Source organism: Parendozoicomonas sp. Alg238-R29 (genome assembly GCF_947331445.1).
Taxonomy (GTDB): domain Bacteria; phylum Pseudomonadota; class Gammaproteobacteria; order Pseudomonadales; family Endozoicomonadaceae; genus Sansalvadorimonas.
This window is the reverse complement of sequence record NZ_CAMZOG010000064.1, coordinates 1-20,481: the sequence shown is the minus strand read 5'-3', so window position 1 is coordinate 20,481 and position 20,481 is coordinate 1. Positions and strand designations below refer to the sequence as shown.

Below are 20,481 nucleotides of genomic sequence, written 5' to 3'. Positions count from 1 at the left end.
TATTTACTCTCCGATGATTTATGACAACTCTTCGCCCAGTATTCCAGGTTGCCCAGTATTCCAGGTTGCTCAGTCTTTCGGGAGTTCTTTAGGATAGATTGGTCTGTCGTCGTCCGTGTCACCATAACTCTCTCCATTAATCATTTAATTGAAATAGTTAGAAAAGCTATTGAATACAAAAAGCCTGCTGTTTTCAGCAGGCTTCGCGGCGGTAGGAGGGGAGACTTGATGTGCGACTAAAGCCCAAGCTTTTCTGCTACATAGTCAGCGTCTTTATCGCCTCGACCACTCAAATTCACAACGATAACCTGCTCAGGCTTCATCTCTTTGGCCAGGCGTATAGCTCCAGCCAGTGCGTGGGAGCTTTCCAGTGCAGGGATAATGCCTTCTTTGCGGGATAGGATCATAAAAGCATCCAGACATTGATCATCGGTTGCACTGATATATTCCACACGACCAATATCTTTCAGATAAGAATGTTGTGGGCCAACGCCAGGGTAATCCAGACCAGAAGCAATGGAGTGAACTGGCAGAGGCTCCCCTTGCTCATCCTGCAATACATAGCATTTAAAACCATGAACGGCACCAGGCTTACCAAGGGTAAGAGTAGCGGCATGATCGGGTGTATCCAAACCTTTTCCTGCTGGTTCTACGCCATAGATGCTGACATCAGTATCATTCAGGAAGGCTGTAAACAGCCCCATGGCATTACTGCCACCGCCAACACAGGCAACCAGAGCATCAGGCAGGCGACCTTCCAATTCTTGAATCTGGTCCCGGGCTTCTTCACCAATTATCTGCTGGAAATCACGAACCATCATCGGGAATGGGTGAGGGCCAACAACAGAACCAATAGCGTAAAGGGTGCTTTCGGTATCCTTCATATATTCTTCGAAAGCACTGTCTACAGCATCTTTCAGAGTTTTGGTGCCACGGGTTACGGAAACAACTTTAGCGCCAAGGATTTTCATCTTCACAACATTGGGCGCTTCTTTAGCGATATCAATTTCACCCATGTGAATTTCACAATCAATTCCAACCAGTGAACAGGCTGTGGCCATAGCAACACCATGTTGTCCAGCTCCGGTTTCTGCGATAACACGGGTTTTGCCCATATGTTTTGCTAGCAGAGCTTCACCCAGACTGTGGTTGATTTTATGAGCGCCTGTATGATTCAGGTCTTCACGCTTTAAGTAAATTTTTGCACCACCGCAATGCTCTGTAAGGCGCTTGGCAAAATACAGTGGACTTGGACGACCAACATAGTATTTGTAGAGTTCCTGAAGCTCTTCTTTGAATTCAGGTGTTTGGCGAATGTCCTGATACGCTTTGTCGATATCCTGCATGACTGTGAGAAGTTGTTCTGGTATCAGACTGCCGCCGTATTCACCAAAATAACCTTCTGCGTTAGGCATTGGAGCAAATTCTGAAAAAGATTTGTTCTCGGCCATCGTGTCCCTCTGATATTGGTTTGGTTTTTTGTTGCCCAGTGAAACCGTGCTGAGCTTTTTTCGTATTTATTGTTTCTGGCCTCGTCAGCAAAATCTGTGGGATCATGCCACGGAGGCTGTTTGGGAAAAAGTAGTGAGTTTTCTGTGTGTGCCCTTTGCTGAGGTGGGGGTTTTCGGTATATTGCCGCTGTCTTGTAAGAATATTCGAAGAATAATTCTGTAAAAAGAACAACTCACAATTGATATTTCGAAAAGCACTATTCTTATATTCAAAAACTTATAAATAGAGCAGTAAGAGTCGTCTAGCAATGAAAAAGTATTTTGTGGGTCTTCTGGCCTCTCTCGCCCTGGTAAGTACTGCCTTTGCAGGAACCCTTGATGATATTTTGGAGCGCGGAACTCTCCGTGTAGGTTTTGACGCTGGCTACCAGCCTTTCGAAATGGTCAATAAGAAAGGCGAATATATTGGTTTTGACGTTGATTTCGCCAAGCAAATGGCAAAAGCCATGGGTGTGAAAGTTGAGTTTGTAAATACAGCTTGGGATGGAATCATCCCAGCACTGCTGACAGATAAATTCGATATCATCATGGGCGGCATGACCGTTACTCCCAAGCGCAACCTGCGAGTGAACTTTGCTGATCCTTATATCGTGATTGGTCAGAGTGTTGTTATGCGTAAAGAACTGGCTGGTAAAATCAGCAAGCCTCGTGACTTGAATGATGGCACTTATAAGCTGGCGGTAAAGCTGGGTACTACAGGCCATGAAGCCGCCAAGCGCTTCTTCCCAAAAGCAGAAATCTTTGAGTTTGAAACTCAGGATGATGCTAAGTTGGAAGTGTTGAACGGCAAGCTGGATGCTTTTGTATACGACCTGCCTTACAACTCTATCTTTGCTTCTCAGAACGAAGACAAGGTAGCTTTCATCAAAGAGCCATTCACCTATGAACCTCTGGCTTGGGCGGTACGCAAAGGTGATGCTGACTTTGTTAACTGGTTGAACAACTACCTGCGCCAGACCAAAGGCGATGGTACTTACGATCGCATCTATACCAAGTGGTTTGAATCCGACCGCTGGTTGTCCACTCTGAAGTAATTCCTGCGCGAGTCATTTCAGATTCATGCTCCGGGTGTGATCCATCCGGGGTATCGAACCAATTCAACGCGGGAAGTTATGCGTGTCGAAAAGAATTGAAACCCATGTCAAACAGATGGAGCGCCAACCTAATGCGCTACTGTGGCATGGACTGTTTGTCCTGATTGTTCTGGCGGTATCTATTGGTTTTTACAAGGCTGCCCAGACCATTGAGTACTCATGGCGCTGGGAACGACTGCCGCAATATTTTGTTTATGAAGCGGAAGATCACCTGAGTGCTCCTTTTGACGGAGAAATCGTTTTAGAAGGTGAGAGGCTAAAATTAGAAAATGAATTGGATCGTGACCAGTTCATAGTTATCGAGAATTTGGAAATTGTTTCCGTATCAGACGGCGATCTGATTTTTGAGGGCGACTCCCTCGGTTATAGTTCACAGTGGACGGCAGGCCCCATTCTTAAAGGGGTTGCGGTGACGATAGAGTTGTCACTCTATGCTGGTGTTCTGGCAATTATTCTTGGAACTCTTGCCGGGTTGGCAAAGATTTCCCCTAATCCCATGTTGCGGGATTTTGCCACCCTGTATGTAGAACTCATACGCGGTACACCACTTCTTGTTCAGATATTTATTGTTTACTTTTTTATTGGCACAGTTCTCGACCTGGATCGCTTTACTGCAGGTGTGATTGCACTGGCAGTCTTCACTGGTGCTTATGTTGCTGAGATTGTTCGCTCCGGCATTGAGTCCATCCATAAAGGGCAGATGGAAGCTGGCCGCAGCCTGGGGATGACCTATGGTCAAACCATGCGGGACATTATTTTGCCTCAGGCATTTAAGCGGGTTCTTCCTCCGTTGGCAGGGCAGTTTATTAACCTGATTAAAGATTCATCTCTTGTATCGGTTATCTCAATTACTGATCTGACCAAAGCGGGCAGAGAAGTTGTCAGCTCAACCTTCAGCCCCTTTGAAGTTTGGCTCAGTGTGGCTTTGCTGTATTTGGTTATTACCGGTGTTCTTTCTTTTGTAGTACGTAGGCTGGAGCGGAAATATGCAAATGCAAGATGAGGCTTTTGTTGCCGCTTCCAAAGAAAGCATTATTGAAGCGAGCCATGTTGAGAAAATATATCCCGGTGGTGTGCATGCATTGAAAAACGTGAGTGCATGCGTAAAAACCGGAGAGGTTGTAGTGATTGTCGGCCCTAGTGGTTCCGGTAAATCTACTTTTCTCAGAACGTTGAATCAGCTGGAAACCATTAACGACGGCGAGATTGTTGTTGATGGTATTTCTCTGACGACTCCGGGTGACGTGAATAAATTGCGGGAAGAGATTGGCATGGTGTTCCAGTCGTTTAATCTTTTCGCTCATCTGACAGTGCTGGATAATCTTTGTCTGGCACCGATGAAAGTGAGAGGGCTGAAGCGCAAGGAAGCGGAAGATCGTGCTAAGGAATTACTCCTGAGAGTTGGGTTGTCTGACAAGGCTGGCAGTTATCCGTCCCAGCTTTCTGGTGGGCAGCAGCAGAGGGTTGCTATCGCTCGTGCGTTAGCCATGCGTCCCAAAATCATGTTGTTTGATGAACCTACCAGTGCCCTTGACCCGGAAATGGTTGGCGAAGTTCTGGATGTTATGAAATCACTGGCTCACCATGGAATGACTATGGTTGTTGTGACTCATGAAATGGGCTTTGCTCGAGAGGTAGCCGACAGAGTGTTATTCATGGAGAGCGGTGAGCTGGTTGTGGAAGATACGCCGCAAGCCTTTTTTGATACTCCTAAATCTGAGCGTTTGCAGAAGTTTTTAAGTCAGGTTCTGTAAAAGGCGCGGAAACCACTCGATGGTAATTTATCGAGTGGTTCATTATCGGCGGCAGACAGGCAGGGTTACTTAGGGAGTAAAATAACTTCGGTCATGGAATACCGGTCGTGCCAGGTTTTCTTATCTCGATCAATCAGCATCCAGAAAAAGCCTAAACCTGCCAGCCCCAAAGCGGGAATAGCAATCATAAACCGCAACAGGCTTTGAGTCAGGGTAGGGTTTCCGCCTGTTTCGCAACTGCGTAGTTTTAACCTCCAGGCCTGCATTCCCAGAGTCTGACCATTCTTTCCCCAGAAGTGGGCAAAAAAGAAGAAGATCACAAAGGTAAGAATGGACCCTAGAAAAGGATTAAAACCCATAGGCGCATCGTCCCGCCCCAGGAGCCAGTTATTCACAATGGCGTGATATAACCCGGAAATCACCATCACCATGGCCATCACCAGAAACGTGTCGTAAACCATGGCGGCCAGTCTGCGCCAGAGAGGAGCCGTTTGCTCTGTTGTATCCCGAGACATTGTTGCTTTTCTATGTATTGTTACCTGTCTGGCAGTTTACGCATTCGCCTTTTCTAAGCAAGGGAAAAGAAGTGTCTTTGCCGTAATGATGGACACGATGGTTATGCCAGACAATCGGCGTATCCAGGCCTCATGCTATAAAGATTGGTCGTGTGGAATAGGTTTTTACGGTAATAGTCAGATGCCAAAGCTAAAAGTGAATGACATAGATATTGCCTATGAAGATCATGGTCCGGCAGATGGTAGCGTTTTTCTGCTGATACATGGTTTGGGAACCCCTTTAACAGGTTGGCCTCGGAGTTACTGGCAACCTATGGTTGATGCCGGTTGGCGTGTTCTGTTAATTGATAATCGGGATGTTGGTGAGTCTTCGCCCATGAAGGGCTTCCCATTGCCATCTCTGAAAGATCTTGCGCTGGCTTCAGTATTGAAGAAGCGTATTTCTGCAGGTTATACCCTGAACGATATGGCAACCGATGCAATCGGGTTGCTGGATGCCCTGAATATCACCAAAGCCCATGTGGTTGGAGCGTCTATGGGGGGAATGATCGGGCAGATTCTGGCGGCTCAATACTCTGAACGGATCACTTCACTTTCCGCCATTATGACCAGTACTGGTGCACGGCATCTACCGGGGCCTGCTCTCTCCGTGCAGTGGCGACTGATTCAAAAGTCAAAAGACAGAAGCCCGGAAGGCATGGTGCGGCATAGTATGAAAATCTGGAAAGTTATCGGAAGCCCGGATTACCCGACCGCAGAGCAATCACTTTATGAATACGTGTATGGCATTCATAAACGTGGTGTTTCTGCTTCTGGTTATATGCGTCATATGGCTGCGATTATGGCGTCTGGTGACAGAACCCCTATGGTGCAGGAGGTTCAGGTTCCTTCATTGGTTATTCATGGTAGTGCAGACCTCCTTGTTCCGGTGGAGTGTGGCCGACATCTGGCGGAGCAAATTCCCGGAACGGTTTATCATGAAGTGCCGGGGATGGGACATGACTTCCCTGAGCAGCTTGCGCCTTCTTTAACGACTATGATTCTCGACCATGCGAGGCAATCAGAAAATGCGTTTCAGAATCAGGCTTTTCAGAAAGAAAAAATAAGGTAGACTGGCTTCGCCTGATAAGAAGAATCAAAAACCTCTCGCAGTAGTGGAGCTGTGCAGTATGAAGAAGTGGCATTGTATCGTTTGTGGTTTTATTTACGATGAAGCCGAAGGCTGGCCAGAAGATGGCATAGAGCCGGGGACCGCTTGGGAAGATGTGCCTGAAGACTGGCTCTGCCCCGATTGTGGAGTTGGAAAAGACGATTTTGAAATGGTTGAAATTGGCTGATAGCCCATCTAAACCTTCCACAACAATAATAAAACACTGGATACGCTCTCATGGACCCGATAGTCATTGTTGGCACTGGGCTGGCGGGTTACACCCTTGCCCGGGAATTCCGCAAGCTAGATAGCCAAACGCCTCTCGTACTCATCACATCCGATGACGGGCGCAATTACTCCAAACCCATGCTTTCTACCGGTTTTGCCAAAAACAAGGATGCTGACGGTTTGGCTATGCAGTCGCCAGAGGTTATGGCTGAGCAGTTGAATGCACGCATCCTTACATCTATTCAGGTTAACTCTATAGACCGTGCCGGTAAGCGCCTTTTACTCAATAATGGTTTGGAAGAGGCTTATAGTAAACTGGTGCTGGCTCAAGGCGCTGAAACTATAAAACCTCCTGTGGGCGGAGATGCTCTCGATAAAGTCTTTTCTGTTAATGATCTGCAGGACTACGGCAAGTTCAGAAAAGCACTGCCGGAATCTGGTAAGGTCGCCATTCTTGGTGCCGGCTTGATCGGCTGCGAGTTTGCCAATGATCTGCGTACTGGCGGTTATGAAGTGACTGTTATTGCGCCGTCGTCGTCCGTTATGCCAGGGCTCTTGCCATCGGCTGCTGCAGATGCGGTAAAAACAGGGTTGACTGAAATCGGCGTAGAGTTTTATCTGGAACAATACGTCACTGAAGTGAATCAGGCAGACAACGGAGTCAGTCTGACTCTTGATAATGGCAATGCCCTTGAAGTGGATGTTGTACTTTCCGCTATTGGTTTACGTCCTCGCACAGCTCTCGCCGGAGAGTCTGGCCTGAAAGTGAACAAAGGTATTTGCGTTAACAGAGCATTGGCAACGGAAGACTCTAATATTTATGCCCTTGGCGATTGTGCCGAAGTGGATGGGCTGAATCTTCTGTATGTTATGCCTCTTATGGCTTGTGCCAGAGCGCTGGCAAAAACGCTGTATGGCGACGAAACTTCCGTTATTTACGGAGCCATGCCAGTCACCGTGAAAACCCCGGCCTGCCCGGTAATTGTTTCTCCTCCAGCAGGTAATGGTGGCGAGTGGCAGATTGAGAATGCAGAAGGCGGATTGCGCATTCTGAATAAGAAGGGTGATAAGTTGCTTGGCTATGCCCTAACTGGCAGTGCTGTTTCTGAACGTATGAAGCTCAATAAATTGTTGCCAGCCGTAATGCCTTAAGCAGTAAGGCCTTAAGCAATGGGTGCAGTGATTAAAAAAGGCCGTGCAGAAATTAGTATTTCTGCACGGCCTTTTTTAATCATACCAGCTGATATCTGTATATCAGCAGATGTTTGTCTTTCACATTTTTCACGCCACCCTTCAAAAAGTGAACCTTCATGTTGGTAAACTGCAGGTCACTGTCTTCAGACTGGCTGATAAATTCTTTCACAGCTTCGGCATGATCCGGAGCAATTGTTTCCTTCACTCCCCACGGGAGCCCTAGTACGTGATCGCGGTCTCAGGTGTCGCAGATCTTTTCTTCGCGCTCATGCAGCGATTGAGCAATGCTTGCCTCAAACGCTTTCAGAACGTTTCCGTCTTCAGCAAATAGCACAGGAAAGTACTCTCTTTTTGTTGGGTTAAGTTTGAAATTGTGAGGTCTAGTATAATTATTTTTACTGTAGGGAATATGGCATGGGCACTTAAAAATAAACGACACAAAATGCTTTTATTTCAATAGACAAAATACTTTTATTTCAATACACAAAATGCTTTTATCTCAATAAAAGTGTCATCTTCTGTACATATAACCTTCAAAAAACAATAACCCGCCTGAAATATTAGCCGTCCAAACTCTCTCCTCGCAGTGATAACCAAACACAACACACAAAAAGAACGAAAGTTCACTGAGGAGTGGGTTAATGAAGCGTACAGCTATCTCTCTGGCGGTTGCCGCCGCAATGTCTGCTGGTCTGGCAATGAATGCTCAGGCTGGAACAGTAAAAACTGAAGGTGAAGACATCATCATCAGCACTAAGAATGGTGGTTTCAGTGCTAAGACTGAGAGTGGTGATTTTTCTTTTAAAGTGAGTGGCAAACTGCAGTGGGATTATGCAGGCTTTGGTGATGTTTACACCCATGACAGCGATAATGACGCATATAAAGATTCAACAACCGGTTATATTCGTCGTGGTGAAGTTAAGTTCAGCGGCAAGGCTTATAAGGATTTCAAATATGCCTTGAAGCTGGCCAAAGATGACGACGATAAGTTTGAGGTTGATGATGCTTATATTGAGTACCTCGGACTTGATCCTGTAGAACTTCGCTTTGGTCGCTGGGGGCGGGGTTTTGGACTGGAAGATTCAGTGAGCTCTTCTTGGATTATGGGTATTGAACGTCCAATGATGTATGACGTACTCGAGCAGGATGGTGGTAACAAGTATGGCGTACGTGCAGGCGTTTTTGAGAAGAACTACACGGCACACTTCGGTATTCACCATGATAAGCGTACAGACAAGAACAACAGCAAGGACGACCTTTTTGGTTATACCTTTCGTGCCACTGCTGCTCCTGTCATGACAGATAACATGCTGGTTCATGTTGGCTTTGATTATGCGAATACGAATGTAGACGAGAGCAAGGCAGAAAAAAGCAGCACGAAGTTAGGTGTTAAGAAAGCCGATAGCATTTCATTGTTCAGTGTAGATAGTGCAGACGAAGACAGCGTATACATTCTCGAAGGTGCTGCCCAGTTTGGTTCTCTGCAGCTTCAGGGTGAGTACTTCGTACGCACCATTGATGGTAAAAATGCAGAAACTGACGTAGACGTTAAGGGTTACTACGCGCAGGTTTCCTATATGCTGGATGGTGGTAAGCGTACTTATAAGAAAGGTGAGTTCAGCAAGCCAAAAGGTGGGCAATGGGAAGTATTTGCACGTTATAGCGAAATTAACGTCGATGCTGATGTCAATGCTTCTAAAGGCGTAGATACCTCCAAGGATGTTGATGCTGAAGCCCTCACTCTTGGTGTTAACTACTTTGCCACCAAAAATGTACGTGCCAGCGTGAACTACATTAATAGTGATACCAGCAATCGCTTTGCCAAGAATGCAACAGCAACTAATGGCAAGAAAATTGTCAGCGACGGATCTGCTGTCGTTGGTCGTCTGCAATACGTGTTCTAGGATTTCTGGAATACGATCTCCAAAAAACCGCTCTCCCCGAGCGGTTTTTTGTACTTGAAGAATAAACGTCCCACTTTCTATAGAAAACCAACAAAATCTGCATCTCTGAATGTTTTTTGGTACAGTGCGCTGTTTCGATTTGCCGGAGCTTTTCTCTGGTAGCTTTTTGCGTTTGTTACACCGTCTTTTAAAGGTGTACGGTTGTTCTGTTACAGAAAACCGGTAGCGCGGAACCTCATTCAGGCAGAAGTATGTTTGCACCTGCGTATTATCGGGAAAGACTTAATAATTTGCCTCAGGTTGCAGTTGCTGCCACCGACTACCGCATTATCACGTCAACCCGGGGTTTTAAAGAACGCCTTCTGGAACTGATCAGAACGGCGACTCAGCGTATTTATCTGACTGCGCTGTATCTTGAAGCCGATGATGCCGGAGAAGAAATTCTTCGGGCACTGTTCGAAGCTCGTCAGGCCAATCCTGCTCTTGATATCCAGATTTTTGTTGATTTTCACCGAGCCCAGAGAGGGCGAATTGGTGAAGAGGCTGCTCAAACCAACCGTGACTTCTATAAGCGAATCACGGCTGAATACGAGTACCCGATTGGTATCCACGGAGTACCGGTTAAAAACCGCGAAGTTTTTGGTGTTCTGCACCTGAAAGGATTTGTGTTTGATGACACGATTCTTTATTCCGGTGCCAGCATTAATGATGTGTACCTGCATCAGGATAACCGGTACCGGTACGACCGTTACCACGAAATTCACAGCCCGGCGCTGAGTGACAGTTTTGTAGGGTTTATTGATACTTACTTCTGTAAACACCCGGCTGTACAGAGGCTGAATTTTGATGGGCAGTTCCTTCGGCGCAAGTTAAAGCTGAGCGTGCGCAGATTCCGTAAAACCATGCGCAACGCGGTGTATAACTTTACTCCGCAAGCGGGAGAAGGGCCGGTAGGTCTCACGCCTGTATGTGGTATTGGCCCGCGGGGCAACCGGTTGAACAGCATGATTCGTGATCTGATTCGTTCTGCCGAGAAAGAAGTGTTCATCTGCACTCCTTATTTCAATCTTCCCCGAGCCGTGTCAAAGGACATTAACCAACTGTTGAAACGTGGTGTTAAGGTGACAATTGTTGTTGGAGATAAAACAGCCAACGACTTTTATATTCCACCGGAAGAATCTTTCTCCACCATTGGCGGGCTGCCTTATCTGTATGAAGACAGTCTGCGCTCGTTTGCCCGTAAGCATCAGTCTGATATTTCTTCTGGCCTGTTGAATCTTATGCTTTGGAAGGATAACGACAACAGCTATCACCTGAAAGGACTCTATGTGGATGATGAGCTGGCGATGATTACCGGCAGCAACCTGAATCCACGGGCCTGGGGGCTGGATCTTGAGAATGGTATCCTTGTTCAGGATCGAGAGCATAAGCTTCGTGATGCTTTTCAGAACGAACAGGAACGGATTTTTGCCAATGCAACTCGCATAGATAATTACCGACAGATCCAGAAAGTCAGTGATTATCCTGATGAGGTTCAGCGACTTATTGGTCGGTTACGCAAGATGAAGGCTCACGTTTTGCTTCGTAAGATCATCTGAACCTTCCTTCCCAGTGCCTGCACGAATTGAAAACCCTGAAAAGAAACTTCTGGGTCTTCAACCAGGGAGCGTTCTCGATCAGGCATCGAACTCGGCAATGCCCTTCGGGTGGCGCTGAGTCGTATGCTTAATTGAGAACACCCCCTAAACCCCTTTCAAAAAGCAGCCACTGGAGAAGGGGCTATTCAGAACTGATACCACCCTCGGTCAGGTGGGCAGGCTCCAGTAACTTCTCCAACTCAGCTCTTGGAATGTCAGTACTCTCTGCAGCAACATCAATAACCGGTCGACCCTGTTTATAGGCTTGTTTGGCAATTTCGGCGGCCTTTTGATAACCAATCACCGGGTTTAGAGCTGTCACAAGAATAGGGTTTCTTGCTAAAGCTTCTGTCAGATTGTTTTCATTAACAGAAAACGTTGCGATGGCTTTGTCGGCCAGTAAACGGCAGGTATTACTCAGCAGATGAATGCTGGTAAGCAGGTTGTCGGCAATCATGGGCAGCATCACATTCAGCTCAAAGTTTCCGGACTGTCCACCCACAGTAATGGCAGTGTCGTTACCAATCACCTGAGCCGCAACCATGGCCGCTGATTCTGGAATAACCGGATTAACCTTGCCGGGCATAATAGATGACCCTGGTTGCAAAGCTTCCAGTTCAATCTCCCCAAGCCCGGCCAGTGGGCCCGAGTTCATCCAGCGCAGATCGTTGGCGACTTTCATAATGGTGACTGCCAGTGTTTTCAGCTGTCCTGACAGGGCAACGGCAGTGTCCTGTGAACCAATATGGGAAAAGAAATTATCAGCCGGGCGAAAATCAATGCCGGTGATATTACTGAGCTTGCGATTAAAGACCCGGGCAAACTCCAGGTGAGCATTAATACCCGTACCTACAGCTGTTCCTCCCTGCGCCAGTGCCTGAATAGATGGCTGCATTTTCTTTAACAGATTTTGGCAGGTCTCCAGCTGGGCAGCCCAGCTTTCCAGGCTCTGGCTCAAACGAACAGGCATGGCATCCATTAAATGTGTGCGGCCGGTTTTTACATACTGCTGAACAGATTTTGCTTTGTCGCGAGTTGTTGAAATTAAGTGATCGAGGGCGGGAAGCAGTTGATCATTCAGTTCTATAGCTGCACTGGTATGAATGGCTGTAGGAATCACATCATTACTGCTCTGCCCGTAATTCACATGATCATTTGGGCTGACTGTATCTTGCAAACGCCTGCTGGCAAGGTGAGCAATGACTTCATTGGCATTCATATTGGAGCTTGTGCCAGAGCCGGTTTGGAAAATGTCGACCGGGAAATGGTCCATTAGTGTGTCGGATGCCAGAAGCTCATGGCAGCTTTGGGTAATAGCGTCAGCCATTGGTTCCTTGATTAATTGCAGCTCCACATTTGCTTGAGCGGCCGCTGCCTTAATTTGAATCAGGGCACGAATAAAGGCTATTGGAAGCGGTTGGCCACTGACCGGAAAGTTGTTAATCGCCCGCTGGGTCTGGGCGCCGTAAAGAGCGGATGCTGGTACTTCCAGCTCCCCCATGCTGTCGGATTCAATACGGATATCACTCATACTTTATTCCTTCCCAAGTCCTTTAAGCAGTTTAAGCCAGCTCTGGATATATCGGGTGCGATGTTTCTGCTTATGAATCACTACATAGAAATGTCGATGAAGATCTCTGTGTTGAACCGGCAGGCATACCAGCCTGTTCTCATTGAATTCACGGGTTAGACTGATGCGACTCATACAGCCAATACCCAAACCAGCACTTACAGCCCGCTTAATCGCCTCTGGTTGTTGTAGTTCCAGAGCAATTTGCAGGTTGGGTAGCAGGTCGTGCATGGTGCGATCGAATGTCTGGCGAGTTCCTGAGCCCGGTTCCCTGAGAATCCAGCGATTGTTTACAAGGTCCTCATCAGATAATTCTGTCTTTGAGGCCAGAGGGTGTTGAGGGGAGCAGAACACAACCAATTCATCGTTATGCCAGGGAGTGATATCCAGCTTTGGATGATGCAGTTCACCCTCAATGAGGCCAAGATCTATCTCGAAGTTATTGACGCCCCGGACAATGGCCTCTGTGTTAGCAATATCCAGAGAAATGGTGCCCTGATCTGCGGCCTGAGGGTGCAGTTCCAGAAACGTTACCATCATCTCTGTAGCCAGGTAATTTCCAATCGTTAAAGTGGCACCAACGCGCAAGCTGCCTACACTGCTTTGATTTTGAAGTGCAGATTCCAGCTCTGTGGCTTGTGCCAGAAGTGCTTCGGCCTTTGGGCGTACCCAGTGGCCCATTTCACTCAGCTTCAGGCGTTTGCCGACTCGTTCAAAGAGTTCAATGGAAAACTGCTTCTCCAGCTCTTTCAGAGCGCCGCTGGCTGCAGACTGGGACATAGACAATTGTTCTGCCGCACGGGAGATATTTTCCGTATGGGCGGCAGCAAGGAAAATCTCTAACTGACGGAGCGTATAGCGCATTATTGAATAAATCGATTAATTATATTCATAAAAACAGATTAACCGATATGTTAAAACCAAGTAATCTTGTCAACAACTACTTGTCGAAATTTTTAGAAAAATAAAACGTACGCAGGGTATGAATTAAAATGAGCTCCATAAGGACAGAAACAGTTACAGGGGTGCATCACTGGAATGACACCCTGTTCAGCTTCACCACCACCCGCGATACCGGCTTCCGCTTCAAGAATGGTCATTTCGTAATGATTGGTCTGAAGGTCGATGGCAAGCCACTCATGCGAGCTTACAGTGTTGCCAGCGCTAATTATGAAGACGAGCTAGAGTTCTTCAGCATCAAAGTGCAGGACGGCCCTTTGACCTCTCGTTTGCAGCACCTGAAAGAAGGTGATGAAATTCTGGTCAGCAATAAGCCAACGGGAACCTTGATTCTGGATAATCTGCTTCCCGGGCGTAACCTCTGGCTGATCAGTACCGGTACCGGGCTGGCTCCCTTCATCAGCATTATTAAAGATCCTGAAACCTACGAGCAGTATGACAAGGTCATCCTGACTCACGGCGTGCGCTATGTGTCTGAACTGGCTTATCAGGAAATGATTAAAGATGAACTGCCAGTCAATGAATTCTTTGGTGATTTGGTAAAGGATAAACTGGTTTATTACCCAACAGTTACCCGTGAGGACTTTCCTACCCAGGGGCGTCTGACTGATTTGATGGAAAACGGAAAAATCACTGAAGATCTGGGGTTGCCAGAATTCAGTCTGGAACAAGACCGCTTTATGATCTGCGGAAGCCCGGCAATGCTTAAAGATACCTGCGCGATTCTGGATGCTCGTGGTTTCGAAGAAGCCCGACATGGAAATGCCGGACACTATGTGATTGAGCGGGCATTTGTAGAGAAATAGTCTCTTTCTTTTCAGAACTTTCCGCTTGAATAGATGATTCCAAAGCCAGGGGGTGTTGAAGTTTGCTGATTGAACTCAGCAAGTATCAATGCCCCCGGAATTCTCAGACCGGGCTTGCTTGAACTGCCGGTCCGTCATCTGGTTTGATGTATTGCTCACTGCCTTTATCAAACTCAGGATGATAAAAATCGTTTTTCCACTTATCAATCAAGTGTTGATTGGCATGGTCCCACGGATGAAAGCCGGGTTTGAAGTAATCCCTGAAAGGTTGTTTCAAGCTGGTAATCACACCATCTTTGCCCCATAGAAATGAACCAAACCCTTTGATTTCACGCCAGCCAGGGAACTTTCTGGCCCACCAGTGCATGGCAATCATATAGGCGCTGATTCTGAGGACGAACAGGATGCGCCCGATTTTCAAAATTTTACGCAGGTACTTCTGATCGCCATCGCAGGTCATAAACACGTCAAAAGCGACAGCCTTGTGTTCTATTTCTTCAACCGCGTGCCAGTAGAGAAGGTGTCTTGCTTCTGGTTCCATAGGTGCGAGTTTTTCAGGGTTTTCCAGAATATGCTCGGCAAGAATAGCCGTCAGGTGTTCCATACCTACGGTCATAGCCAGACGAAACCTGTTGCTGAATTTGTGAATACGTTTGTCCAGTTCTCTCTGGAAAGAATGCTCAAGTCTTGCTGCATCCCAGCCTAAATTGCTAAGTGTTTCATTAACTTGTTTGTGTTGGTGACTGTGGTGACCTTCCTGTCCGATAAAACCACGAATTTGCTCCTGCAGTTTTGGATCCTTGATCTGATCGCGATAATTTCTTACTGAGGCGATAAACTCCGCCTCACCGGGTGGGAATGTTGCCGATAGAGCAGCAATAAATGAAGACTTCAGGGAGTTGTCGTCAAAATAGAGATTCGCTTTCATCCGTTTGAACGGGAAAGACATTCTTCTCGGCTTTATATCTGGTTGGTCGTTCGCTTGATCAATCAAAGTCTGGACCTCGTGTTTTTTATTATTGATCACAGATACCCTTCGAAAATGAAGGTTAAAAAATCATCAGATGCTGAAATTATGGTCAGTTGCTCGAAATTCGGACAGGTGATACGGTCTCAATCTGATGGTGCTAAGAGGTCAATTCATGGCTACAGCCGTTGTCCCTTTGAAAATGTTTGGTGACAGTGAATTCTCTTTATCCGGTGACTACCTGGTCTACTGGAGGGATTTTGCTTTCTCAAAGGGGGTCAGCGCTTCAACACTTTTGGAAGGAAGCGGTATACCCGTCAATATGTTGTTGAATCCTCCTGACCGCATTGCCCATGCCAACATGTATCCAGTCAGTGTGAATTTGCTGAATGTGCTGGGAGATTGTTATCAAACGGCGGTAGAGCTCGGACAATTTCTTGAAGAGCGAAAGCATGGATTATTGGGGCTAGCTGTTCAGGGAGCTAATAACCTTCTGGATGCCAGCAAAATTTTGGTTCAATACATTCTTACCAGAACCAGTGTGCAGAATGTTGAAGTCGTTCCCTCTGAGCAATATTACCGGTTACGGTTCCAGAATAATGCTGAACATAAGTTTGAATCGGCTCCAGAGGTCATGGTGCTTTATGAACTGTCCACACTTGTCAGTATTGAAGCTATTCTTCGCCGTATGCTTGAAGGCCATATTCTGAGTGGTGCCAGCAGAATGAACTTTACTGTTCCTGCACCTGAATTAGTTCCAGATTATTTATCTCATTCTGATTCTGTCATTATGTTTGAGCAACCGTTTATGGAGTTGTGTATACCTGTTTCATGGATGGAATTACCGTTTCAGGCCGCAGATGAGGAACTGGGGCAAGCCGCCACAAAGCTGTGTGAAAGCGAACTTCGTAATTTACAACCGAAAGATATTGTTGAACGCTTGTTGGATAAAATTCAGCAGGTTGAAGGAGCCAAGCCTTCTCTGGAAGAAATGGCCGCTGAAATGTTTATGTCTGCAAGCACGCTGCAGCGTCGCCTGAAAGACCAAGGCATGACCTATCAAAAGATTAAATCTGTAGCTCGCTTGCGGCAGGCTCAGAATTTATTGGTTAACAGTAATATACCCCTTGATGATATCGCTTCGACATTGGGTTTTAGTGATGCATCCAACTTTTCCAAGTCGTTCAAAACCTGGACAGGGCTGACTCCCATTGCATTCAGAAATCAACACAATGAATGCTTGCCCCCCTCCTGACTTAACATCAAAAGGGCTTAATTTCTCATAAAGTTAAGCAACCACTGGGAGGATAACTGTAAATCAGGGCTGGATGACAATGATTCCAGACCTTTCTTGATGGATTCATCTGGAATACGTCCTTGACGACTAAGCATCAGGTCTTTTGAGTAGTTACTGGTGAACTCTGGGTGCCCCTGAATACTTAGGAAGTGATCACCGTACTGCACCATGTAATGAGGGCAGAAATCACTGGCGGCCAGAATCTCGGCGTTTTCCGGCAGGGTTGTAATCTGATCTTGATGACTTACCAGTAAATTTAAATGGTTGCTGGAAGGCTGCATCCAGGATTTCTGTTTTACAACAGGGTTGAATGACATACCAACCCCCCAACCTTTCTCAGAAAGTGTAACTTTTCCGCCAAGGGCTTCTGCAATAATCTGGTGACCAAAACAAATACCAACCAGTTTGCGCTTTTCTCTATTCAGCAACCGCACAAAGTTCAGTAGTGCAGGAATCCACTCAAGCTGATCGTAGGCGCTATAGCGACTGCCAGTAATGAGCCAGACATCGCACTCCTCTGTGCTTTGTGGCAGAACACCATCAAGAACCCTGTAGGTTGCAAAACTGCAGGATGGGTCCTCTTTGAGAAATAACTCCTGGAACATTTCAGGATAATTCGCGTGTTCAGGCTGCAGTTGTTCCTGCACATCATCGCACTGCAGAATTCCAATTTTCATATGTGGGCAGATACTCAAGGTAGAAGTCGGGCTATGAAAGCCATAATCCAACGATAGAATTAGAGGTCGCCATTCACAGCTTTTGTGAAGATGCTGGCATATTGGCTGGTAGTGAACGTTATAGGGTTCCCTCCAGCAGAAGGGTCTTCCGTTGCCATTACACCAACTTTTTCGGCCTGTGCCGTATCAATGCCTATTTCACTCAGGCTGTGAGGAATACCGACGGTTTTGCGTAATTCCAAAACCCAGTTCAGGAAACCGTCGAATGAGCCATCTTCCAGTTGAAGATAATTGGCAAGGCGGGTGATGCATCCTTCAATAGCTTCACGATTCGCTTTCAACACATAAGGCATGAGCACAGCATTGAGTAACCCATGATGGGTATCATATAAAGCCCCCAGCGGGTGAGCCAGAGCATGCATGCCACCAAGACCTTTCTGGAAAGCTGTTGCGCCCATACTCGAAGCCACAATCATCTGGCTGCGAGCTTCCAGGTCTGAACCGTCGGTTACAGCCAGTGGCAGGAAGTCCTTCACCAGACGGATGCCTTCTAGAGCGATACCCTGAGCCATAGGGTGATAAAAAGGAGAGCAGTAAGCTTCTAGATTATGAGACAGGGCATCCATGCCTGTTGCAGCGGTAATTTTTCCCGGTAATCCGGTTGTTAGCTCGGCATCGAGAATAACGATTTCCGGCAACATTTTCGGATGGAAGATAATTTTCTTAACGTAATTTTCCTCATCGGTAATCACGGATGCCCGGCCAACTTCGGAACCTGTTCCTGCAGTTGTCGGTACGGCGACAATAGGCGCAATGCCTTCGGCATTCACCCGTAGCCAGTTGTCACCTACATCTTCGAAATCCCAGATAGAACGCTTTTGGCCAACCATCAGGGCAATGGCCTTCGCGGCATCGAGAGCAGAGCCACCACCTAAAGCAATTACGCCATCGTGATCACCGTTTTTGAATGCGTTAACACCATCGGCAACATTTCTGCCGTTTGGGTTTCCCTTAATATTCGTAAACAGCTTGCAGCTCAGGTCTGCGTTCATGCAAATCTGAAACGCGTTCTTCACCGGAGGCAAAGAGGCCAGCCCGGGGTCTGTGATCATTAAAGGGGATGTCATGCCCAGTTCTTTACAGGCATCGGCAAGCTCGTGGATACGGCCAATACCTGAACGAACGGACGTAGGGTAATTCCAGTTGGCGGTAAACTGATCAAGGCTCATTCTCTTTTACCTTCGCTTCTCTCTACAGCACTCAGACATTTTTAATATGAAAGGATTTTGGGCGAGAGAGCGACTCATAACCCAGCTTCGATAAGGTGCAGCCCCGGCCGGAGTTTTTAACACCTGTCCAGGCCAGTGCAGGGTCAAGGTAATCACATCGATTAAGGAAAAATGTTCCTGTCTCAACCTGTTCACCAATCGCGATACCTTTGTCGATATCTTTGGTGAACACTGAAGCCGTTAAACCGAACTCGCTGTCGTTCATCAGAGCAATGGCTTCCGTATCGGACGACACTTTCTGTATACCGACAACCGGGCCAAAAGATTCTTCGCGCATCACCCGCATGGAGTGATCAACATTCGTGAGAATCTGTGGCGCGAGATAGGGAGTACCCGGTTCATCGAGTGGGAATTCTTTGGCATTAATGTGGGGAACGGCTCCCTGAGTAATTGCTTCAGTAATCTGCCCACGAACAAAATCGGCTGCGGAGGTGCGAACAACGGGGCCGAGAGTGGTTTCAGGGTCGTCGGAGCGGCCAAGTTTATGTTGTTTTACTAAGGAAACAGACTTTTCCACGAAACTGTCATAAATGCTTTCATGAACATAAATACGCTCAATGCCGCAACAAGATTGACCAGAGTTGAAGAAGGCACCGTCCATTGTTGTTTCTACAGCATGGTCGAGATCCGCATCAGCACGAACATAGGCCGGGTCTTTGCCTCCCAGTTCCAGTCCTGCCCCAATAAAGCGCCCGACAATGGCTTTTTCCACCATTTCACCGCCAGCAACAGAACCGGTAAAGGCTACATAATCGACAGCATTACTCCGCATCAGCTCTTCAGTAGCCTGATGAGATAGGTGTAGATATTGAAAAACACCTTCAGGCAGGCCTGCGGCTGTGAATGCTTCAACAAGGCGCTCGGAGCAGAGTGGTGTTTGGGCTGAGTGTTTCAGAATAACAGTGTTACCAGCCATGATAGCCGGCATGATCGCGTTTATGGCCGTAAGAAAAGGGTAGTTCCAGGGGGCGACAACAAATACTGTTCCTAACGCTTCACGTTTGATCCAGCGTTGAAATCCTTGCTTTTCAGGAACCTGAACGGGAGCCAGAGCTTCTGCGGCGACATCGATCATGTAGTTAGCTCGCCCCTGCACGCCTGCGACTTCACCTGCGGCATAACGAATCGGGCGACCCATCTGCCAACAGAGTTCTTGGGCAATGTCGTCTTTCCTGGCAACAAATGCTTCGACCGCTTTGCGGCATAAAGTCGCTCGTTCCTGAAGGTTCGTGGCCTTCCAGCTGCTTTGAATATTTTTGGATAGAGTGATTGCCTGCTCAATTTTTGTTGCGTCAGCCAGTTCTCGTTCAACATACGCAGAGCCGTCGATCGGTGAGATGGTTTGTAGCATTGTGCTCATATCGCTTTTAACAGCCTTAATCAGATGATTTCGAAGTAGCGGTCCATTTCCCAGTCGGTAATGTGTTTGCGGAACTCCCTTTCTTCCCATTCACGGGAAGCCGCATAGTGATCTACAAATTCGGAACCGAACATGTCCCGAGCAACATTGGATGTTTTAAACCGCTGGGCGGACTCCCACAGGGTTCTGGGTAGAGCCAGTTCAGTCGAATGCTGCTGCTCATAGGCATTACCCTTCACTTGTGCTTCCGGTTCCCACTTGTTCATTATTCCGTAGAGCCCGGAAGCCAAAGCAGCAGCTAGAGCGAGATATGGGTTGGCATCCGCAGAGCCTAAGCGATATTCAACGCGCTGTGATTTGGCCGAGCCGGGAATGACCCGTAATGCTGCTGTACGATTTTCTACACCCCATGTCGCATCGGTTGGAGCCCAGAAACCTGGAATGAGTCGTGTATAGCTATTAACAGTGGGAGACAGCATGGCTAAAAATTCAGGCATTAATCGTTGTTGCCCGGCAATAAAATGTCGTTGTATCGCGCTGATATTATGTTCTTTGGAATTATCGTGAA

At 47.1% G+C, this 20,481-nt stretch carries 19 protein-coding genes and 1 pseudogene; 10 read left to right on the top strand and 10 right to left on the bottom strand.

Annotated features, from left to right (window positions below; genetic code table 11):
• Nucleotides 1-236: 236 nt before the first annotated feature.
• Entirely contained in the window at nucleotides 237-1,415 is a 1,179-nt protein-coding gene (trpB, locus tag QMA35_RS15255) for a tryptophan synthase subunit beta (protein ID WP_281648017.1), read from the bottom strand.
• A gap of 344 nt (nucleotides 1,416-1,759) precedes the next feature.
• Here trpB and QMA35_RS15250 point away from each other — a divergent pair, with 344 nt between their 5' ends.
• The 3 genes from QMA35_RS15250 (at nucleotide 1,760) to QMA35_RS15240 (ending at nucleotide 4,359) form a co-directional block, all read left to right on the top strand.
• Nucleotides 1,760-2,545 carry a transporter substrate-binding domain-containing protein gene (locus QMA35_RS15250; protein ID WP_281648016.1) on the top strand — a complete coding sequence of 262 codons (786 nt, stop codon included), beginning with the start codon at nucleotides 1,760-1,762 and terminating at the stop codon, nucleotides 2,543-2,545.
• Between the two features lie 82 nt (nucleotides 2,546-2,627).
• A complete protein-coding gene (locus QMA35_RS15245; protein ID WP_281648015.1) occupies nucleotides 2,628-3,608 on the top strand; it encodes an amino acid ABC transporter permease in 981 nt (326 codons plus the stop codon).
• Nucleotides 3,598-4,359 carry an amino acid ABC transporter ATP-binding protein gene (locus QMA35_RS15240; protein ID WP_281648025.1) on the top strand — a complete coding sequence of 254 codons (762 nt, stop codon included), beginning with the start codon at nucleotides 3,598-3,600 and terminating at the stop codon, nucleotides 4,357-4,359. The genes QMA35_RS15245 and QMA35_RS15240 overlap by 11 nt, the downstream gene beginning before the upstream one ends.
• Nucleotides 4,360-4,424: 65 nt before the next feature.
• Here the strand turns inward: QMA35_RS15240 and QMA35_RS15235 are convergent, their stop codons facing one another.
• A complete protein-coding gene (locus QMA35_RS15235; protein WP_281648014.1) occupies nucleotides 4,425-4,874 on the bottom strand; it encodes an RDD family protein in 450 nt (149 codons plus the stop codon).
• Between the two features lie 181 nt (nucleotides 4,875-5,055).
• On the opposite strand from QMA35_RS15235, the gene QMA35_RS15230 reads away from it, so the two are divergent.
• From QMA35_RS15230 to QMA35_RS15220, 3 genes are read left to right on the top strand one after another with little or no spacing between them, the layout of a single operon-like run.
• On the top strand, nucleotides 5,056-5,985 hold the full coding sequence (locus QMA35_RS15230; protein WP_281648013.1) for an alpha/beta hydrolase: 930 nt from the start codon (nucleotides 5,056-5,058) through the stop codon (nucleotides 5,983-5,985).
• A 58-nt stretch (nucleotides 5,986-6,043) separates the two neighbouring features.
• Nucleotides 6,044-6,211 (top strand): rubredoxin, encoded by a 168-nt coding sequence (gene rd, locus QMA35_RS15225; protein ID WP_281648012.1) that lies wholly within the window; start codon nucleotides 6,044-6,046, stop codon nucleotides 6,209-6,211.
• A gap of 50 nt (nucleotides 6,212-6,261) precedes the next feature.
• Nucleotides 6,262-7,404 carry an FAD-dependent oxidoreductase gene (locus QMA35_RS15220; RefSeq protein ID WP_281648011.1) on the top strand — a complete coding sequence of 381 codons (1,143 nt, stop codon included), beginning with the start codon at nucleotides 6,262-6,264 and terminating at the stop codon, nucleotides 7,402-7,404.
• A 79-nt stretch (nucleotides 7,405-7,483) separates the two neighbouring features.
• Here QMA35_RS15220 and QMA35_RS15215 read toward each other — a convergent pair whose 3' ends face one another.
• A complete protein-coding gene (locus tag QMA35_RS15215) occupies nucleotides 7,484-7,651 on the bottom strand; it encodes a hypothetical protein (RefSeq protein ID WP_281648010.1) in 168 nt (55 codons plus the stop codon).
• 436 nt (nucleotides 7,652-8,087) lie between these two features.
• Between QMA35_RS15215 and QMA35_RS15210 the strand changes: the two genes are divergently transcribed.
• Together QMA35_RS15210 and pssA are read left to right on the top strand one after the other, a co-directional pair.
• Nucleotides 8,088-9,350: a porin gene (locus QMA35_RS15210; RefSeq protein WP_281648009.1), complete on the top strand. Its 1,263-nt coding sequence runs from the start codon at nucleotides 8,088-8,090 to the stop codon at nucleotides 9,348-9,350.
• Nucleotides 9,351-9,601: 251 nt separating this feature from the next.
• The gene (gene pssA / locus QMA35_RS15205; RefSeq protein ID WP_281648008.1) at nucleotides 9,602-10,948 is read left to right on the top strand and encodes a CDP-diacylglycerol--serine O-phosphatidyltransferase; all 1,347 of its coding nucleotides are present in this window, start codon (nucleotides 9,602-9,604) and stop codon (nucleotides 10,946-10,948) included.
• Nucleotides 10,949-11,129: 181 nt separating this feature from the next.
• On the opposite strand, the gene QMA35_RS15200 is transcribed toward pssA, so the two are convergent.
• Both QMA35_RS15200 and QMA35_RS15195 read right to left on the bottom strand, forming a co-directional pair.
• Nucleotides 11,130-12,518, bottom strand: a complete 1,389-nt coding sequence (locus QMA35_RS15200; RefSeq protein ID WP_281648007.1) for a class II fumarate hydratase — start codon at nucleotides 12,516-12,518, stop codon at nucleotides 11,130-11,132.
• 3 nt (nucleotides 12,519-12,521) lie between these two features.
• On the bottom strand, nucleotides 12,522-13,421 hold the full coding sequence (locus QMA35_RS15195) for a LysR substrate-binding domain-containing protein (protein ID WP_281648006.1): 900 nt from the start codon (nucleotides 13,419-13,421) through the stop codon (nucleotides 12,522-12,524).
• Nucleotides 13,422-13,549: 128 nt separating this feature from the next.
• Here QMA35_RS15195 and QMA35_RS15190 point away from each other — a divergent pair, with 128 nt between their 5' ends.
• The gene (locus tag QMA35_RS15190; RefSeq protein WP_281648005.1) at nucleotides 13,550-14,323 is read left to right on the top strand and encodes a ferredoxin--NADP reductase; all 774 of its coding nucleotides are present in this window, start codon (nucleotides 13,550-13,552) and stop codon (nucleotides 14,321-14,323) included.
• A gap of 103 nt (nucleotides 14,324-14,426) precedes the next feature.
• Here the strand turns inward: QMA35_RS15190 and QMA35_RS15185 are convergent, their stop codons facing one another.
• The gene (locus QMA35_RS15185; RefSeq protein WP_281648004.1) at nucleotides 14,427-15,350 is read right to left on the bottom strand and encodes a metal-dependent hydrolase; all 924 of its coding nucleotides are present in this window, start codon (nucleotides 15,348-15,350) and stop codon (nucleotides 14,427-14,429) included.
• A gap of 115 nt (nucleotides 15,351-15,465) precedes the next feature.
• Here QMA35_RS15185 and QMA35_RS15180 point away from each other — a divergent pair, with 115 nt between their 5' ends.
• Complete coding sequence (locus QMA35_RS15180; protein WP_281648003.1) at nucleotides 15,466-16,545, top strand: AraC family transcriptional regulator; 1,080 nt, start codon at nucleotides 15,466-15,468, stop codon at nucleotides 16,543-16,545.
• 17 nt (nucleotides 16,546-16,562) lie between these two features.
• Here QMA35_RS15180 and QMA35_RS15175 read toward each other — a convergent pair whose 3' ends face one another.
• From QMA35_RS15175 to QMA35_RS15160, 4 genes and pseudogenes are all read right to left on the bottom strand, one after another.
• A complete protein-coding gene (locus QMA35_RS15175; RefSeq protein ID WP_281648002.1) occupies nucleotides 16,563-17,264 on the bottom strand; it encodes a GMP synthase in 702 nt (233 codons plus the stop codon).
• A gap of 59 nt (nucleotides 17,265-17,323) precedes the next feature.
• The gene (locus QMA35_RS15170; RefSeq protein WP_281648001.1) at nucleotides 17,324-18,493 is read right to left on the bottom strand and encodes an iron-containing alcohol dehydrogenase; all 1,170 of its coding nucleotides are present in this window, start codon (nucleotides 18,491-18,493) and stop codon (nucleotides 17,324-17,326) included.
• A 31-nt stretch (nucleotides 18,494-18,524) separates the two neighbouring features.
• Nucleotides 18,525-19,913, bottom strand: coding sequence for an aldehyde dehydrogenase family protein (locus QMA35_RS15165; protein ID WP_281648000.1), 1,389 nt, complete (start codon nucleotides 19,911-19,913; stop codon nucleotides 18,525-18,527).
• A gap of 20 nt (nucleotides 19,914-19,933) precedes the next feature.
• A pseudogene (locus QMA35_RS15160) lies at nucleotides 19,934-20,481 on the bottom strand (glutamine synthetase); the annotation flags it as partial.

Bases quoted from the DNA above. Each gene is read 5' to 3' on its own strand.
- QMA35_RS15180 (WP_281648003.1), top strand. From the start codon at position 15,466: ATGGCTACAGCCGTTGTCCCTTTGAAAATGTTTGGTGACAGTGAATTC.
- QMA35_RS15240 (WP_281648025.1), top strand. From the start codon at position 3,598: ATGCAAGATGAGGCTTTTGTTGCCGCTTCCAAAGAAAGCATTATTGAA.
- QMA35_RS15220 (WP_281648011.1), top strand. From the start codon at position 6,262: ATGGACCCGATAGTCATTGTTGGCACTGGGCTGGCGGGTTACACCCTT.
- QMA35_RS15200 (WP_281648007.1), bottom strand. From the start codon at position 12,518: ATGAGTGATATCCGTATTGAATCCGACAGCATGGGGGAGCTGGAAGTA.
- QMA35_RS15165 (WP_281648000.1), bottom strand. From the start codon at position 19,913: ATGAGCACAATGCTACAAACCATCTCACCGATCGACGGCTCTGCGTAT.
- QMA35_RS15235 (WP_281648014.1), bottom strand. From the start codon at position 4,874: ATGTCTCGGGATACAACAGAGCAAACGGCTCCTCTCTGGCGCAGACTG.
- QMA35_RS15250 (WP_281648016.1), top strand. From the start codon at position 1,760: ATGAAAAAGTATTTTGTGGGTCTTCTGGCCTCTCTCGCCCTGGTAAGT.
- QMA35_RS15190 (WP_281648005.1), top strand. From the start codon at position 13,550: ATGAGCTCCATAAGGACAGAAACAGTTACAGGGGTGCATCACTGGAAT.
- QMA35_RS15210 (WP_281648009.1), top strand. From the start codon at position 8,088: ATGAAGCGTACAGCTATCTCTCTGGCGGTTGCCGCCGCAATGTCTGCT.
- QMA35_RS15230 (WP_281648013.1), top strand. From the start codon at position 5,056: ATGCCAAAGCTAAAAGTGAATGACATAGATATTGCCTATGAAGATCAT.
- QMA35_RS15175 (WP_281648002.1), bottom strand. From the start codon at position 17,264: ATGAAAATTGGAATTCTGCAGTGCGATGATGTGCAGGAACAACTGCAG.
- rd (WP_281648012.1), top strand. From the start codon at position 6,044: ATGAAGAAGTGGCATTGTATCGTTTGTGGTTTTATTTACGATGAAGCC.
- QMA35_RS15170 (WP_281648001.1), bottom strand. From the start codon at position 18,493: ATGAGCCTTGATCAGTTTACCGCCAACTGGAATTACCCTACGTCCGTT.
- QMA35_RS15195 (WP_281648006.1), bottom strand. From the start codon at position 13,421: ATGCGCTATACGCTCCGTCAGTTAGAGATTTTCCTTGCTGCCGCCCAT.
- pssA (WP_281648008.1), top strand. From the start codon at position 9,602: ATGTTTGCACCTGCGTATTATCGGGAAAGACTTAATAATTTGCCTCAG.
- trpB (WP_281648017.1), bottom strand. From the start codon at position 1,415: ATGCCTAACGCAGAAGGTTATTTTGGTGAATACGGCGGCAGTCTGATA.